At 73.5% G+C, this 16,106-nt stretch carries 12 protein-coding genes; 6 read left to right on the top strand and 6 right to left on the bottom strand.

The annotated features are described in order from the left end of the window. Positions 1–128: 128 nt before the first annotated feature. The 4 genes from LCE31_RS06235 to LCE31_RS06220 form a co-directional block, all read right to left on the bottom strand. Positions 129–341, bottom strand: a complete 213-nt coding sequence (locus tag LCE31_RS06235; protein ID WP_225012965.1) for a DUF397 domain-containing protein — start codon at positions 339–341, stop codon at positions 129–131. Next, positions 338–1,252, bottom strand: coding sequence for a helix-turn-helix domain-containing protein (locus LCE31_RS06230; RefSeq protein ID WP_225012964.1), 915 nt, complete (start codon positions 1,250–1,252; stop codon positions 338–340). The genes LCE31_RS06235 and LCE31_RS06230 overlap by 4 nt, the downstream gene beginning before the upstream one ends. Positions 1,253–1,451: 199 nt before the next feature. Continuing rightward, on the bottom strand, positions 1,452–3,350 hold the full coding sequence (locus LCE31_RS06225; protein ID WP_225012963.1) for an ABC transporter ATP-binding protein: 1,899 nt from the start codon (positions 3,348–3,350) through the stop codon (positions 1,452–1,454). Positions 3,351–3,380: 30 nt separating this feature from the next. Continuing rightward, a complete protein-coding gene (locus LCE31_RS06220) occupies positions 3,381–5,609 on the bottom strand; it encodes an ABC transporter ATP-binding protein (protein ID WP_225012962.1) in 2,229 nt (742 codons plus the stop codon). A gap of 223 nt (positions 5,610–5,832) precedes the next feature. On the opposite strand from LCE31_RS06220, the gene LCE31_RS06215 reads away from it, so the two are divergent. Genes LCE31_RS06215 through LCE31_RS06200 form a run of 4 tightly spaced genes read left to right on the top strand, consistent with a single transcriptional unit; the run spans position 5,833 to position 9,665 of the window. Further along, positions 5,833–6,873, top strand: coding sequence for an ABC transporter ATP-binding protein (locus LCE31_RS06215; RefSeq protein ID WP_225012961.1), 1,041 nt, complete (start codon positions 5,833–5,835; stop codon positions 6,871–6,873). A 2-nt stretch (positions 6,874–6,875) separates the two neighbouring features. Continuing rightward, on the top strand, positions 6,876–7,676 hold the full coding sequence (locus LCE31_RS06210; protein ID WP_225012960.1) for an ABC transporter permease: 801 nt from the start codon (positions 6,876–6,878) through the stop codon (positions 7,674–7,676). 56 nt (positions 7,677–7,732) lie between these two features. After that, positions 7,733–9,019 carry a sensor histidine kinase gene (locus tag LCE31_RS06205; protein WP_441349406.1) on the top strand — a complete coding sequence of 429 codons (1,287 nt, stop codon included), beginning with the start codon at positions 7,733–7,735 and terminating at the stop codon, positions 9,017–9,019. Further along, on the top strand, positions 9,012–9,665 hold the full coding sequence (locus LCE31_RS06200; RefSeq protein WP_225012959.1) for a response regulator: 654 nt from the start codon (positions 9,012–9,014) through the stop codon (positions 9,663–9,665). Before LCE31_RS06205 ends, LCE31_RS06200 begins: the two co-directional genes overlap by 8 nt. Positions 9,666–9,735: 70 nt before the next feature. On the opposite strand, the gene LCE31_RS06195 is transcribed toward LCE31_RS06200, so the two are convergent. Further along, positions 9,736–10,476 carry a hypothetical protein gene (locus LCE31_RS06195; RefSeq protein ID WP_225012958.1) on the bottom strand — a complete coding sequence of 247 codons (741 nt, stop codon included), beginning with the start codon at positions 10,474–10,476 and terminating at the stop codon, positions 9,736–9,738. Between the two features lie 207 nt (positions 10,477–10,683). Continuing rightward, the gene (gene glgX / locus LCE31_RS06190; protein WP_225012957.1) at positions 10,684–13,101 is read right to left on the bottom strand and encodes a glycogen debranching protein GlgX; all 2,418 of its coding nucleotides are present in this window, start codon (positions 13,099–13,101) and stop codon (positions 10,684–10,686) included. 178 nt (positions 13,102–13,279) lie between these two features. On the opposite strand from glgX, the gene LCE31_RS06185 reads away from it, so the two are divergent. Together LCE31_RS06185 and LCE31_RS06180 are read left to right on the top strand one after the other, a co-directional pair. Then, complete coding sequence (locus tag LCE31_RS06185; RefSeq protein ID WP_225012956.1) at positions 13,280–14,500, top strand: L,D-transpeptidase; 1,221 nt, start codon at positions 13,280–13,282, stop codon at positions 14,498–14,500. Between the two features lie 182 nt (positions 14,501–14,682). Next, positions 14,683–15,960 carry a L,D-transpeptidase gene (locus LCE31_RS06180; protein WP_374118414.1) on the top strand — a complete coding sequence of 426 codons (1,278 nt, stop codon included), beginning with the start codon at positions 14,683–14,685 and terminating at the stop codon, positions 15,958–15,960. Positions 15,961–16,106 lie beyond the last annotated feature (146 nt).

Here is a 16,106-nt window from a genome sequence, read left to right as displayed (position 1 = left end):
TTTGGGGGTGTTTTTTCGGGGTGTTGGGGGGGGGGGGGGGGGGGGGGGGGGGGTGCTGAGCCTTGGGGGGGGGGCCCGCGCCCCCCGCGCCCCCCCCCCCCGCCTTTCTGCCTGGTCTGTCGGGGAACCTACGGGCGCGAGTGGCGGGCCTGCCCGACGAAACCCGCCCACGCCTTGGGCGACACGCGGATGTCCGGGCCATGGGTGGCCTTGGAATCCCGGATGTGGACGACTCCCGAACCGGTCGCGACCTCGACGCACTGACCGCCCTCGGCTCCGCTGTAACTGCTCTTGAACCACGAGAGGCCGGACGCGACGGTCGCGGATTCGGTGTTGTTCATAGTGATCCCAGCAACCCTTCCATGAAGTCGAACGACTCTCGTGACGGGAGAGCCTGTGATCGGATGATCCCATAGCGCGCGGCGGCCAGGGTCGTCTGTTCCGCTTCAGTCTGAAGGGCACTGGTTCCCTGTGCCTCGGTGTATACGAACCTCTTTCCGTCCCGGCGTGTGATCACCGTGAACGCCCCGTCTACACCCGCGTTTTGCTCGCGGGATGTGGGCATCACCTGAACCTCCACGTTCTGTTGTCCGGCGAGCAGAAGCAGCTGCTCCAACTGGCCGCGGTGAACAGCCTCACCTCCCCACGGATGCCGCAACGCCGCCTCTTCGAGTACGAAGCTCAGAAGTGGCGCAGGCCAGCGGTTGAAGATGTCCTGCCGGGCCAGCCGGGCGGCCACGCGCTGCTCGATGGTCTCCTGGTCCAGGACCGGGCGCCGCATGGCGAGTACGGCTCTCATGTACGCATCGGTCTGGAGCAGGCCGTTGAGGACATGGGTGTCATAGGCCAGCAACTCCACGCCCTCCTTCTCCAACTTGGCCATCCCCTGGAAGAACACCGGATACTGCGCCCGCTCCACCTGCTCCTTCCACAGTGTCAGCAGGCCCTCCGCCGCCAGCGTCTTGTCCGCCAGGTCGATCGTCCTCGGTGACGGCACCCTCCTTCCCTGTTCGAACGACGCGACGGTGGACGCCGAGTACCCGATGAGCCGTCCGAACTCCCCCCGCTCCAGCCCCGCCCGCACCCGCAGCGTCTTCATGCTCTGCCCGAAGGCCGTCATGACGCCCTGCCCGGACGCGTCCGCCGTGGCCCGTACGCCCGTCTCGCCCCCGCTCTCCGGGGCGTCGAAGGTCCCTGATCCGTCCTCGCCCACCCGTTCGCCGGCCGCTTCCGCGCCGCTGGCATCGGTCATCGTCGTTCCCTCCGCCCTGACCCACCCATGCCGGTGCGTCACCGGTCGTCACACTACGCGACCGATGGAACCGTCACCTGTGTGCGGGCGAAGCCAGGCGGCAACTGCCGTGAGGAGCGCGGTTTCGCGCGGCCACGACGGGTCAACCGTCCACGGTTCCCAAGGGGCCGAGTGGCGGGCCGTGCGCATCGGGGCCCCTTCACGCCAGGCTGTCCCGCCATGCGCGGTGCAGGCCCGCGAAACGGCCTGTGCCGCCGATCAGTTCGGCGGGAGCACCGTCCTCCACGATCCGCCCGTGCTCCATCACCAGCACCCGGTCCGCGATCTCCACCGTCGACAGCCGGTGTGCGATCACCACCGCCGTCCGTCCGCGCAGCACCGTGTCCATCGCGTGCTGCACCGCCCGTTCGCCGGGGATGTCCAGCGAACTCGTCGCCTCGTCCAGGATCAGCACCGCCGGGTCCGCGAGCAGGGCGCGCGCGAACGCCACCAACTGCCGCTGTCCCGCCGAGATGCGTCCGCCGCGCTTGCGTACGTCCGTGTCGTAGCCGTCGGGCAGGCCGGCGATGAAGTCGTGCGCCCCGATCGCCCGCGCCGCCGCCTCGACCTGTTCGCGGGACGCGTCCGGGCTGCCGATCGCGATGTTCTCCGCGACCGTCCCCGAGAACAGGAACGCCTCCTGCGTCACCATCACCACGCCGCGCCGCAGCTCCGGCGTGTCCAGGTCGCGCAGGTCGACCCCGTCCAGCAGGACGCGGCCCGACGTCGGGTCGTAGAACCGGGCCAGCAGCTTCGCCAGTGTCGACTTCCCCGCGCCGGTGGAGCCGACGACGGCGACGGTCTGGCCCGCCGGGATCGTCAGCGCGAACACCGGCAGCACCTCGCCGCCCGTCCGGTAGGAGAAGCCGACGTCCTCGAAGACGACCTCGCGGCCGGGCAGGGCGGAGGTCCGCGGCGGCAGCGGACGCGGCTCGGCCGCCTCGGGCACCCCCGGTTCCTGGGCGAGCAGGCCCGCGATCTTCTCCAGCGAGGCCACCGCGGACTGGTAGGCGTTGAGGAACATGCCGAGCCGGTCGATCGGGTCGTACAGCCGCCGCAGGTACAGCACGGCGGCGGCCAGCACCCCGAGTTCGAGCGAGCCGTCCGCGACCCGGAACGCGCCCCACAGCACCATGCCGGCCACGGCGGTGTTGGCGATGAGGCGCGAACCGACCACGTACCGCGCCATTTCGAGCATCGAGTCGCCGTTGCTGCGCTCGTGGCGCCGGTTCAGCTCCCCGAGCTCCGCGTCGTTCGCCGGCTCCCGGCGGAAGGCGCGCACCGGGCGGATGCCGCCCAGCGTCTCGGCGAACTTCACGATGACGGCGGCGATCGCCGTCGAACGGCGGCCGAACACCCGCCCCGCGCGCCGCTGGTAGAGCCGCACCATCAGATACAGCGGGACGAACGACAGCACGGCCACGGCCCCGATGGCGAAGTCGAGGAAGAGCAGCGTCGCTCCGATGTACGCGAACGACAGGATGACCGCGACCAGTTCCTGGAGGCCCTCTTCGAGCAGCTCGCGCAGCGACTCCACGTCCGTGGTCGACCTGGAGATCAGCCGGCCCGACGTGTACCGCTCGTGGAAGTCGACACTGAGCACCTGCGCGTGCCGGAAGATCCTGCCCCGCAGGTCGTACAGCACGGCCTGGCTGACCCGCGTCGAGGTCCTGATGAACGCGTGCTGGAACCAGCCGGAGAGCACCGCGCTCAGCCCGTACGCGATCCCCACCGCGACCAGCGGCCCGTGCGAGCCGTGCCGCAGCGCGGGCACCGCGTGGTCGATGGCGTACGCGACGATCAGCGGCCCCGCCTGCGCGGCGGCCTGCTGGAGCAGCAGCATCACGACGGTCGTCGCGACACCTCCGCGCAGCGGGCGCAGCAGCGAGCCGAGCAGGGCGCGGGTCGCGCCGGGCGGCGCGGGCAGCGCGTCCCGGTCGAACGGGTCGTCGGCGGGGGCAGCCGCCGCGGCGACGACCGCCGCGTCCTCGGCCGCCGCCTCCGAGGGGCCGCCGGGCCCGCCGCCCGGGGCGGGCCCCGTGGTGGTCGACGTGGTCATCGAACGCCCTCCTCGTCGCCCCGGATCTCCTCATACGGCTGCCCCGGCCGCCCTGGCTGCCCCGCCGCCCGCACGCGCACGGTCCGTGTGCCAGGACCCGTGCCTGTGCCGGCGCCTGCGGCCACCGCGGTGCGGGCCCCGCCGCCGTCCGGCACGGCGTCCGCGGCCGTGCCCGCCGGCGCCGCGGCGCCGCCCCCCCCCCCCGCCCCCGCGGGGGGCGCCCGCCCCCCCCCCCCCCCCGCCCGGCCCCCCCCCCCCCCCCGCCGCCCCCCCCCCCCGGGGCGGGGGCCCCCCCCCCGGCCCGGGGCCGGGGCCGGGGCCCCCCGGGGGGGGGCCCCCGCCGCCGCCCGGTCGGGCGCCCGCGGCGGCGGCCGCCGGCGCCGCGGCGCCGCCGTCCGCCGGGCCCGGCGGGGGAGCCTCGCCCGACATCAGCCAGGCGTACTCCTCGTTCTCCCGCAGCAGTTCCTGGTGGGTGCCGACCGCCGCCACGCGGCCCGCCGAGATCAGCGCCACCCGGTCGGCCAGCAGCACCGTCGAGGGGCGGTGCGCCACCACCAGCGCCGTGGTCTCGCGCAGCACACGCCGCAGCGCGGCCTCCACCAGCGCCTCCGTGTGCACGTCCAGCGCCGACAGCGGGTCGTCGAGCACCAGGAAGCGCGGCCGGCCGACCACCGCGCGGGCCAGCGCGAGCCGCTGCCGCTGACCGCCGGACAGGCTCAGGCCCTGCTCGCCGACCTGGGTGTCCGTGCCGTGCGGGAGCGCGCGGACGAATCCGGCCTGCGCGATGTCGAGCGCCCGGTCCAGATCGCCCTCGTCCGGCTCGCCGCCCGCGCCCATCAGCACGTTCTCCCCGGCGCTCGCCGAGAACAGCGTCGGCTCCTCGAACGCCACCGACACCAGCCGCCGCAACCGGTCGCGCGGCATCGCGGTGATGTCCTCGCCGTCCAGCGTGATGCGGCCGGACGTCGCCTCGTGCAGGCGCGGGACGAGTGCCGTCAGGGTCGTCTTGCCCGAGCCCGTCGCGCCGACCAGCGCCATCGTCTCGCCCCGCCGTACATGCAGGTCGATCCCCGCCAGCACCGGCTCCGCGTCCGGGGGCGCGTCGGGGTAGCGGAAGGACACGCCCTCGAAGCGCTCCCCGCCCGCCGCGCCGCCGGACACGGGCTCCCCGCCCGCCGCGCCGCCGGACACGGGCTCCAAGCCCGCCGCGTCACCGGGCACGGGCTCCAAGCCCGCCGCGCCGCCGGACACGGGCGCCCCCCCCGCCTCCTCCGGCGCGTCCATCGGCTCGAAGAACCGCTCCGCGGCCGTGGCCGCCTCCTGGCTCATCGCGAGCATGAAACCGATCGACTCGACGGGCCAGCGCAGCGCCAGCGCCGTCGAGAGGAACGCGACGAGCGTGCCTGCCGACAGGCCGCCGTCCGCGACCTGCACCGTACCGAGGACGAGCGCCCCTGCGATCGCCAGTTCCGGCATCGTCGTGATGAGCGCCCAGAGGCCCGCGAGCAGGCGGCCCTTCTCGATCTCCGTCACCCGCACCTTCGCGGCCAACGCGTCGAAGGCACGCGCCTGGCTGCGGTGGCGCCCGAAGCCCTTCACGATCCGGATGCCGAGCACGCCCTCCTCGACGACCGTCGTCAGGTCGCCGACCTGGTCCTGCGAGCGCCGCGCCACCAGCGCGTACCGCGTCTCGAAGAGCGAGCACAGGATCATCAGCGGCACCACGGGGATCAGCAGCACCAGTCCGAGCGACCAGTCCTGCTCCAGCAGAATCACACAACCGACCAGGATCGTGGTCCCGTTGACCAGCAGGAACGTCAGGGGGAACGCGAGGAACTGACGCAACAGCATCAGGTCCGTCGTCCCGCGCGACAGCAACTGCCCCGACGGCCACCGGTCGTGGAGGGCGACCGGGAGCCGCTGCAGATGGCGGTAGAGATCGGCGCGCATCGCCGCCTCCACCCCGGCGAGCGGACGTGCGACCAGCCATCTGCGCAGGCCGAAGAGACCGGCCTCGGCGACACCGAGCAGCAGCAGATAGAGCGCGCCGCGCCAGATGCCCGCCACGTCCCCGTCCCTGACCGGGCCGTCCACCATCCACTTCAGCACCAGGGGGAAGACCAGCCCGAGGCAGGACGCCACTATCGCGACCACGGCGGCGCCGCCCACCCGCCCGCGTACCGGTCGGACGTACGGCCACAGCCGCAGCAGTGATCTGGTGGCCGACTGGTGGGCGTCTTCTCCCTGGTTGTGTGACATCCGGCCGAGCCTACGGGCAGGCACTGACATCGCTCACGTGGTTTTCGGTGCCCCGGAGCGGGCGCCGTGTGAACGCGCCGGGCGTACGCCGGTGCCGCCCGGCGCCCCGGAAGACCAGTGCCCGGGTCGTCCCTTGAGCGGCCCGCATCGGCCGATCGGCTGATGCGGGTTCGAGCGCGTCGGCCGATACCCGGCGGGCCGTCCCGAGGGGATCGTTGTCCCCATGGCAATCATCGAAGTGCGCGATCTGCGGAAGGCCTACGGCGGCAGGCCCGTCGTCGACGGGGTGACCTTCGGCGTGGAGGAGGGTGAGGTCTTCGGAATCCTCGGATCGAACGGCGCGGGCAAGACCACCACCGTCGAATGCGTCGAGGGGCTGCGCGTCCCGGACGGCGGCTCGGTGCGGGTGGCGGGGCTCGATCCGATACGGGACCACGAGCGCGTCACCCACCTGCTCGGCGCGCAGCTCCAGGAGAGCCAGCTGCAGCCCAAACTCACCGTGCGGGAGGCGCTTGAGCTGTACGCGGCGTTCTACCCGCACCCCGTCGACTGGCGTCCCCTCGCCTCGCGGCTGGGTCTCGACGCCAAGCTCACCACCCGCTTCGCGAAGCTGTCCGGCGGCCAGAAGCAGCGCCTGTTCATCGCGCTCGCCCTGATCGGCGGCCCGCGCGTCGTCGTCCTCGACGAGCTGACCACCGGGCTCGACCCGAGGGCGCGCCGCGACACCTGGCGGCTGATCGAGGAGATCAGGGACTCCGGCGTGACCGTCCTGCTGGTCACGCACTTCATGGAAGAGGCGCAGCGGCTCTGCGACCGCGTCGCGGTCATCGACCGCGGCCGGGTCGCCGCGCTGGACACGCCCGCCGGGCTGATCGCCAGGTCGAGCGCGTCCACGGTCATCTCCTTCACCCCCTCGCAGCCGCTGGAGGAAGGGGAGCTGGCGGAGCTGCCCGAGGTCGTGTCCGTCACCGGCCAGGGCGGACGGGTCGTGATCAACGGCAGTGACGCGACGGTCAACGCGGTCATCACCCTGCTGGCCCGCCGCCGCGTCACCGCGCACCAGCTCCGGGTCACCGAGGCGTCGCTCGACGACGCCTTCCTCGACCTCACCGAGGACGGCGCGCCCGACCGGGCACCGGGCGCCTCCGACGCCTCCGACGCCTTCCGGCCGCAGGGCGGCCTCGGCACACAGGACGACAGGACAGGGACACTGGACCCGTCCGGTACACCGCACACCCCGCACGCGCCGGAAGAGAGGGTCTGACCATGTCCGCCACCACCGCGCCCACCCGGGAGCCGGCCGCCGCACCCGCCGCCCGGCGCCCGTCGGCCGCCTCCGCCGTGCTGCGCACCGAGGCCCGCCTCCTCTACCTGCGTGAACCCTCCGTAGCCCTGTGGGTGCTGCTGTTCCCGACCGTCCTCCTGGTGATCCTCGGCCTCGTCCCGGGCTTCCGGGAGGCGAGCGCCGGCCTCGGCGGGCGCCGCGTCATCGACCTGTACGTGCCGATCGCGGTGCTGCTCGCGCTGATCATGGCCGGGATGCAGGCCATGCCGCCGATCCTCACCGGCTACCGGGAGCGCGGCATCCTGCGCCGCATGTCGGCCACCCCCGTACGCCCGTCCGCCCTCCTCGCCTCCCAGGTGGTGCTCCTCGGCGGGGGCTCCCTGTTCTCCGCGGTCCTGGTGGCGGCCGTCGGCCGGATCGCGTTCGGCGTGGCCCTGCCCCAGCAGCTCGGCGGCTACCTCCTCGCCCTCGTCCTCGCCGCCGCCAGCGCCCTGTCGCTCGGCCTGCTGGTCTCCGCGGTCGCCAGGAGCGAGAAGGCGGCGCAGGCGCTCGGCGCGGTCGCCCTGTTCCCCTCGATGTTCACGGCGGGCGTCTGGCTGCCCGTGCAGACCATGCCCCACGTGCTGCGCACGATCGTCGAGTACACCCCGCTCGGTGCCGCGTCGGGAGCGCTCGACCAGGCCGCGCGCGGCGACTTCCCCGGCCTCGTCCACCTCGGGGTCACCGCGCTGTGGACCGTACTGCTGAGCGCGGGCGCGGCCCGCTGGTTCCGGTGGCAGTGAGGCGGGGCGGCACGGAGGGCGCCGCCCCGCCCGCGGCCTGCTGGTGGGGAGCGGGCCTGTGGGGGTCGACGGAAGCCGGGGACCGCGCCCGTCCGGCCGACCGCGCCGTCATCGTGGAGGAGCGCTGGGACCACATCTTCCGCTGGAGCCCGCTGATCCTCTTCGGGCTCGGCACGGCCGTCTCCGCGGCGGTCGCCCCCGCCCTGATGAGCCGTACGGACGCGGAGGTCGCGGCCGGCGTCGTACCGCTGGCGCTCGCGTGCGAGCTGTGGTGGTGCAGGCCGGGCCGCGACCCGGTGCCCGGGTCCCCCGCCGAGCAGTTCCACTACTGGCTGCGCACGGTCCTGGCGTTCGTGCTGACCTGGCTCAACCCCCTGTACGCGATCTACGCGTACACCGGGTACCTCGCCGTCGTGCGGATGCTCCCCCGGCGGCTCACCCGCGTGGGCCTCTTCGTCAACGCCGTGACGATCGCCGGGTCGCAGTCGTCCGGGCTGCCGCCCCGGTCCACGTTCGTGTGGGTCCTGTTCATCGCGCTGCTCCTGCTGAACACGGGCATGGCCACGTTCTTCTCCGGCCTCGGGGAGCGGGAGGTCGCGAGGGCCCTGCAGAAATCGGACACCATCCGTGAGCTGGAGACCGCCAACGCCCGCCTCGAACAGGCCCTGGAGGAGAACGCGGCGCTGCACGACCAACTCCTCGTGCAGGCCCGGGAGGCGGGGGTGGCCGACGAGCGGCGCCGCCTCGCCGCGGAGATCCACGACACCATCGCGCAGGGCCTCACGGGCATCGTCACCCAGCTCCAGGTCGTCACCGCCGCCACGGACGGACGGATCGCCCGCGAGCACCTGGAGCGGGCGTCGGCACTGGCCCGGCACAGCCTGGCGGAGGCCCGCCGCTCGGTGCAGAACCTCAGCCCGCTCGACCTGGAGCACGACGCGCTGCCCCGGGCCCTGGAGAAGACGGTGGCCACCTGGTCGGAACGGACGGGGGTGCGCGCCCTGTTCACCGTCACCGGCACCGAGGCGCGGCTGCACGACGAGGTCGCGGCGACCCTGCTGCGGGTCGCGCAGGAGGCCCTCGCCAATGCGGACAAGCACGCGGGCGCGAGCCGCGTCGGCGTCACCCTGTCGTACATGGGGGACGAGGTCTCCCTCGACGTGCGCGACGACGGCGCGGGCTTCGAGCCGCTCGGCCTTCCGGCGCGCACCGGGACCGGCGGGTTCGGGCTGCCCGGCATGCGCCTTCGCGTGGAGCGGATCGCGGGTTCCCTGACCGTCGAGTCGGAGAGGGGCGGGGGCACGGCGGTCTCCGCTCGCGTACCTTTGGTCCACTATGAGTGAACACGCCTCGGAGACCGTCACGTTGCTGCTCGTCGACGACCACCCCGTCGTACGCGACGGGCTGCGCGGGATGTTCGAGTCGTCCCCGGGCTTCCGGGTGCTCGGCGAGGCCTCGAACGGTGTCGAGGGGGTCGAACTCGCTCTGCGCCTCGACCCGGACGTCGTCCTGATGGACCTGCGGATGCCGGGCGGCGGCGGTGTCGCCGCGATCACCGAACTCGGCCGCAGGGGAGCACGTGCGAAGGTCCTGGTGCTCACCACGTACGACACGGACTCCGACACGCTGCCCGCGATCGAGGCGGGCGCGACGGGCTACCTCCTCAAGGACGCCCCGCGCGAGGAGCTGTTCACGGCGGTACGGGCGGCGGCCCTCGGCCGTACGGTCCTGTCGCCCGCCGTCGCCTCCCGTCTGGTCTCCCGGGTCCGCGCGCCGAGGGCCCCGGCCGCCGAACCGCTCTCGGCCCGCGAGCGCGAGGTGCTCGAACTGGTCGCGAAGGGCACCTCGAACCGGGAGATCGCGAAGGAGCTGTTCATCAGCGAGGCCACGGTCAAGACGCACCTCGCCCATCTCTACGCCAAGCTCGGCGTCAAGGACAGGGCGGCCGCGGTGGCCGTCGCCTACGAGCGCCGCATCCTCGGCACCTGACGGCAGGGCCTTCGGTGCCCGGCCTGCCCGGTGTTCGCGCGGAACGCCCCCCGAGGCGTCCGGAGCGGTGTCACTCTCCGGTCCGCACCGCCAGCAATCGGGCACCCGGTTCGATGCCCGCCTCCTGAAGGCCGCGCAGGTCGACGGACTCCGGTCCCGGCGCGTCCCGCCACAAGCGGCCGATGCCCGTCAGGGCCCTGTTGCCCACCGGGTCGTAGAGGACCCACTGCCGGCCGTACGAGTAGACGTCCACGTGGCCGGCGATCGTCAGGTAGATCGTGTCGAGCAGTTGGGTGACCGTCATGGAGTCCGCGGGGAAGCCGAGCACCCTGGGCTCGATGTCCGGTGCGACGCCGGTCAGGTCGATCTCCACCAGGTGCCGCCTGAAATCCTCCCGCGCCGCGCGGATCGCCTCCTCCACCAGGGCCTGGGGCCGCTCACGATCCTCGGCCGCCAGACGCGGGACGACGACTTCCGTCAGCGCCGTGCGGACCGCGGCCTCCACGTTCTCCAGACTCCGGCCGGCCGACGAGACCGCGGCCACGTACGCCTCGATACTCGGCGGGTCGGGATAGTCCCCCGGCGCGTACAGCACCACGGGCCGGGTGAGCAGGATGCGGAAGAACGCGACGGCGACCGCCGAGGGGAACGCCACGGAGAACACGGCGAGCATCGCCTGTATCCATCCTTCCGCCCGGGTGGCGGCCACTCCCACGGTGACCTCGGCGAGGCCCAGGAACAGGGAGATGATCCACAGCGGGTTCAGGACGCGCCCCGGGGCGGCTTCCCGCGGCTCCACAGTGCCCGTCACAACGTCCCCTTCGGCAGGCCCGGTTCGCGTGGTCACGAGTGCCGTCGCGGCCCCGGGCATTCCCGGGTCCACCGTAGCGGGACCGCCCCCTGGCGGACCGGGCCCGGGCCCCGACGGACCCGGGCCGCGGGCCCGGCCGAGGGCCGACAGCCGCTGTCCCCAGGGTGATTGGCTGGGCGCGGACGAGGGGTGCCCCTCCCGGCGCTGTCAGGGCGCCGCACCCGTGCCGACTCCGTTGCGGGACGCAGGTCCGGGCGCCGGGTCCGCGCCCCGGTCGGCCCTGAGCAGGAGCACTGAGCGCGGCGGGACGGTGAGGGTCGTGCCGCCCGCGTACCGTGTGCCGGGCTCCGCCGCCTGGTCCTCGCCGGACGTGTCCAGGACCAGTTCGTACGAGGAGGCCCACGGCGGGCCCGGCAGCAGCACGTCCTCGCCTTCATGGCCCGCGTGCAGGACCGCGAGGAAGCTGTCGTCCACGATCGCGCGGCCCTCGTCGTCGGTGCCGGGGATGTCGCCGGCGGACAGGAACAGCGCGAGCGTGCACGCCGGGGCGTACCAGTCGTCCTCCGTCATCTCCTCGCCGCGCGCCGTGAACCACGCCAGGTCGCGCAGGCCGCCGGCCGTACGCGGCCGGCCGGTGAAGAACGTCCGCCGCCGCAGTACCGGATGGCCGGCGCGCAGCCTCAGCAGCCGCGCCGTCAGGTCCCGCAGCGCGGCCCAGCCCGGGTCGTCGAGCAGCGACCAGTCGAGCCAGCCGACCTCGTTGTCCTGGCAGTACGCGTTGTTGTTGCCGCCCTGCGTACGGCCCATCTCGTCGCCCGCGACCAGCATCGGCACGCCCGTCGACAGCAGCAGCGTCGCCACCATGCCGCGCAGCCTGCGACGGCGCAGGGCCCTCACCTCCGGATCGTCGCTCTCCCCTTCCACGCCCCCGTTCCAGGCGCGGTTGTCGTCCGTGCCGTCCCGGTTGCCCTCGCCGTTCGCCTCGTTGTGCTTGTGCTCGTAGGAGACGAGGTCGCGCAGCGTGAACCCGTCGTGCGCGGTGATGAAGTTGACGGACGCGTACGGCCGCCGCCCGCCCCACCCGTACAGGTCGCTGGAGCCCGAGAGGCGGTATCCGAGGTCCCGTACGTCCGGGGCGGCGCCGCGCCAGAAGTCCCGTACCGTGTCGCGGTACCGGTCGTTCCACTCGGACCACGGCGGCGGGAACGCGCCCGCCTGGTAGCCGCCCGCGCCCACGTCCCACGGCTCCGCGATCAGCTTGACGCCCCGCAGCACCGGGTCCTGTGCGAGCACCGTGAGGAACGGGGCCAGCATGTCGACGTCGCCGGGGGAGGAGCGGGCGAGCGTCGCCGCCAGGTCGAAGCGGAACCCGTCGACGCCCATCTCCGTCACCCAGTACCGCAGCGAGTCCGTGATCAGCCGCAGCACGTGCGGCTGCACCACGTGCAGGGTGTTCCCGCAGCCGGTGAAGTCCTCGTAGCGGCGGGAGTCCTGCTGGAGCCGGTAGTAGCCGGGGTTGTCGACGCCGCGCAGCGAGAGCGTCGGCCCGAGCTCGCCGCCCTCGGCCGTGTGGTTGTAGACGACGTCGAGGATCACCTCGATGCCCGCCGCGTGCAGGGCTCCCACCATCCGCCGGAACTCGCCGACCTGCTCGCCCCGGGTGCCGGACGCCGCGTACCCGGCGTGCGGCGCGAACCAGCCGATCGAGTTGTAGCCCCAGTAGTTGGTCAGGCCGCGCCGCACCAGGTGGTCCTCGTGCGCGAACTGGTGCACGGGCAGCAGCTCCACCGCCGTCACACCGAGCCCCGAGAGGTACGCGACCGACGCCGGGTGCGCGAGCCCCGCGTACGTGCCCCGCAGCTCCTCGGGCACGCCGGGATGGCGGCGGGTGAACCCCTTGACGTGCAGCTCGTAGATCACCGTGTCCGCCCACGGCGTGCCAGGCCGCCCGGCCGCCGCCTCCCCGTCCGGCGCGGCGTCCGCCACGACGACGCCTTTCGGCACGTACGGCGCCGAGTCCCGCTCGTCCCGCACGGTGTCGGCGACCTGCTGCTGCGGCCAGTCCCGCACATGCCCGTACACCTCGGGCGGCAGCCGGAAGTCGCCGTCGACGGCGCGCGCGTACGGATCGAGCACCAGCTTCGCCGGGTTCCAGCGGGCGCCGGTCCAGGGGTCCCACCGGCCGTGCACCCGGAAGCCGTACCGCTGCCCGGGCGCGACGCCCGGCAGGAAGCCGTGCCAGACGCCGTGCGTCTGCTCCGCCAGCGCGTACCGCGTCTCCCGCTCGCGGGCGCCGCCGTCCGTGCCGGCTTCCGCGCCGCCGCCCGCGATGCCTTCCGGGCCGTCGGACCCGGCGATGTCATCGAAGAGGCAGACGTCCACGGCCTCGGCGCCGCCCGCCCACAGCGCGAAGTTGGTGCCGGCCGTGCCGCCCGGGCCGTCCCGGACGTCGAGGAACCGGGCGCCGAGCGGCTCCGGCCTGCCCGGCAGCACCGCCCGCGCGTCGCCGTACCGCTGCGGGGGCCGCCCGTCCCCGGGCGTTCGCCGGCCGCCCGGCGGCGGCCATCCGCCGGCCCCGGCCCTCGCCGCGTCCCGCACTTCCTCCTGCTCCGCTGCGCTCGCCACCCGCCGGCCTCCCGCGCCTCGTCGGCCCCCGCGGGCAGCCCACGACGCCTCGGCCGTACGCCCGCCCGCGCGGTTTTCCCCCGTGTCCTTCCCTGCGGGAGCCCCGCCCTCACGTTCCTCCGGGTCACGGTACGTTCCGCAACGTTTCCCTCCGGCCCGTGCCGTCGTTGGACGGGCCGTGAGACAGCTACTGCAGCGGGCCACAGCCCGCGCCGCCGCCCTGGTGCTCGCCTCGGCCGCCCTCCTCGCCGGCGCCGCGGGATGCGACGGCGGCCCCACCGACATGTCGGGCAAGGACGGTTCGCCGGGCACCGCCGCCGACTCCATCCACGTGACCCCGCGCGACGGGGCGAAGGGCGTCAGCAGGGACGCCCCCATCCGCGTCACCGTCTCCGAGGGGCGGCTCGAACGGGTCGCCGTACGGCAGATCGAGGCCGCCGACCCCGTCGACCTGCCCGGCAGGCTCTCGCCCGACGGGAAGACCTGGACGCCGGAGCCGGACGCGCACCCGGCGCTCGCCGCGAAGTACGGCGTGGACGCCGTCACCCGCGACGACGACGGCCGGCGCGCGGCCCGGCACACGACCTTCACCACGACCGTCCCCGCACACCGCTTCATCGGGTACTTCACCCCGGAGAACCGCGCCACCGTCGGCACCGGGATGATCGTCTCCATCGGCTTCAACCGCCAGATCAAGGACCGCGCCGCCGTGCAGCGCGCCATCACGGTCTCCGCGGAGCCGGCGGTGGAGGTCGTCGGGCACTGGTTCGGCGACCGGCGGCTCGACTTCCGGCCGCGGCGCTACTGGCAGCCGGGCACCCGGGTCTCGGTCGCCATGGGCCTGCGGGACGTCCAGGCGGCGCCCGGCGTCTACGGCATCCAGCACAAGACGGTCACGTTCACCGTGGGCCGCTCGCAGATCTCCACCGTGGACGCCGCCGCCCACACCATGCGGGTGCGCGAGGGCGGCAGGCTGCTGGCCACCCTGCCCATCACGGCGGGCGCCCCGAACCGCACCACGTACAACGGCAAGATGGTCGTCTCCGAGATGTACGACGTGACCCGGATGAACGGCTCCACGGTCGGGTTCGGCGGCGAGTACGACATCAAGGACGTGCCGCACGCGCTGCGCCTGACGACCTCGGGCACCTTCCTGCACGGCAACTACTGGGCGTCGCCGGACACGTTCGGGTCGCGCAACACCAGCCACGGCTGTGTCGGGCTCCGGGACGTCAAGGGCGGCAGTTCGTCCACCCCGGCCGGGTGGTTCTTCGACCGGACCCTCATCGGTGACGTCGTGGAGGTCGTGCATTCGAACGACCGTACGGTCCCGCCCGACAACGGGCTCAGTGGCTGGAACATGAACTGGACCGCGTGGCGGCAGGGTTCGGCGGTCTGACCCGAGGGAATGCCTTTCCGTCGACGGGGCACGGGTCCGCCGCCGGTTGGGACGGAACGGTGACACGCAGGTGAACGTCTCGCCCTCTTCGGTGTGATTATCTATCGCCGTGCGCGTGCGCTAGACACGCGCTGGAGTGCGGGCCATGGCGAGGCCAGGCCGTGCGAGGGGAGACAACCGACGTGAACCAGCCACCTGTAACGCCGGACCGGCCGGCCGGCGGGCCGACGGGGACCGGAGCGCGTCGGCGCGGCCGGCGCGGCACCGGGCTGCTCGCCCTCGTCCTCGGCGCGCTGCTGTTCGCGGTCGCCGCGTGCGGCGGGAGCGCGGGCTCCGGCGGTGGCGACGACGGGAAGAACGAGTCGGGCGCGACCACGGCCAAGGCCGCGGACGACGTGTCGCAGGCGGTCGTCAAGGTCGCGCCGGACGACGGCGCCACGTCCGTGGCCACGACCGGCGCGCTCCAGATCGGTGTCACGCAGGGCACGCTGACCGCGGTCAGCGTCCAGGACGACCAGGGCGCCACGGTGGACGGCACGATGGCCGCCGACCGGACGAGCTGGAAGCCGCTCCAGCACCTCGCGGCCTCGACCAAGTACAAGGTGCACGTCACGGCGAAGGACGCGAAGGGCAGGGTGTCCGCCAAGGACACCACGTTCTCCACACTGACCCCGAAGAACACCTTCATCGGCTACTACACGCCGGAGAACAACTCCACCGTCGGCGTCGGCATGCCGGTCTCGCTCAGCTTCACCCGCGGCATCACCGACCCGGAGGCCGTCGAGAAGGCGGTCAAGGTGACGGCGGACCCGGCGGTGCCGATCGAGGGCCACTGGTTCGGCAACGACCGGCTCGACTTCCGCCCCGAGCACTACTGGACGCCGGGCACCAAGGTCACCGTCACGATGGACCTGGACGGCGTGGAGGGACGGCCCGGCGTGTACGGCACGCAGTCCAAGACGGTGAAGTTCACCATCGGCCGCAGCCAGGTCTCCACGGTCGACGCGTCCGCCCACACCATGAAGGTCGTGCGCGACGGCAAGCAGATCCGCCAGATCCCCATCACCGCAGGCGGCCCCGGCCACACCACGTGGGAGGGGCAGATGGTCATCAGCGAGAAGGACCCGGTGACCCGGATGGACAGTCAGACCGTGGGCCTGGGCGGCGAGTACGACATCCCGGACGTGCCGCACGCCATGCGGCTGACCCAGTCGGGCACCTTCATCCACGGCAACTACTGGGCGTCCACCGGCATCTTCGGGTCGCAGAACACCAGCCACGGCTGCGTCGGCCTGCACGACATCCGCGGCGGCGGCGACAACGGCAGCCCGGCCTCGTGGTTCTACAACAGCTCGCTCATCGGCGACGTGGTGGTCGTGAAGAACTCGCACGACAAGACCGTCTCGCCCGACAACGGCCTCAACGGCTGGAACATGTCCTGGGCGGACTGGCAGAAGTGAGGTGAGGGCGCGCTCCCCCCGGGGAGCGGGCCCGGAATCGGGGGGGGGGGGGGGGGGGGGCGGCCCGCCCGCGGCGCGGAAGGCCCCGGCCCCCCCGGGCCCCCCCGCCCCCCCGCCGGGGGGGCGCGAGCGCCGAGGGGCCGCGG

Origin of the sequence: Streptomyces sp. 8L (genome assembly GCF_020176795.1) — a bacterium.
Classification (GTDB): Bacteria; Actinomycetota; Actinomycetes; order Streptomycetales; family Streptomycetaceae; genus Streptomyces.
The sequence above is the reverse complement of the archived record's forward strand: the minus strand, read 5'-3'. Positions and strand labels throughout refer to the sequence as shown.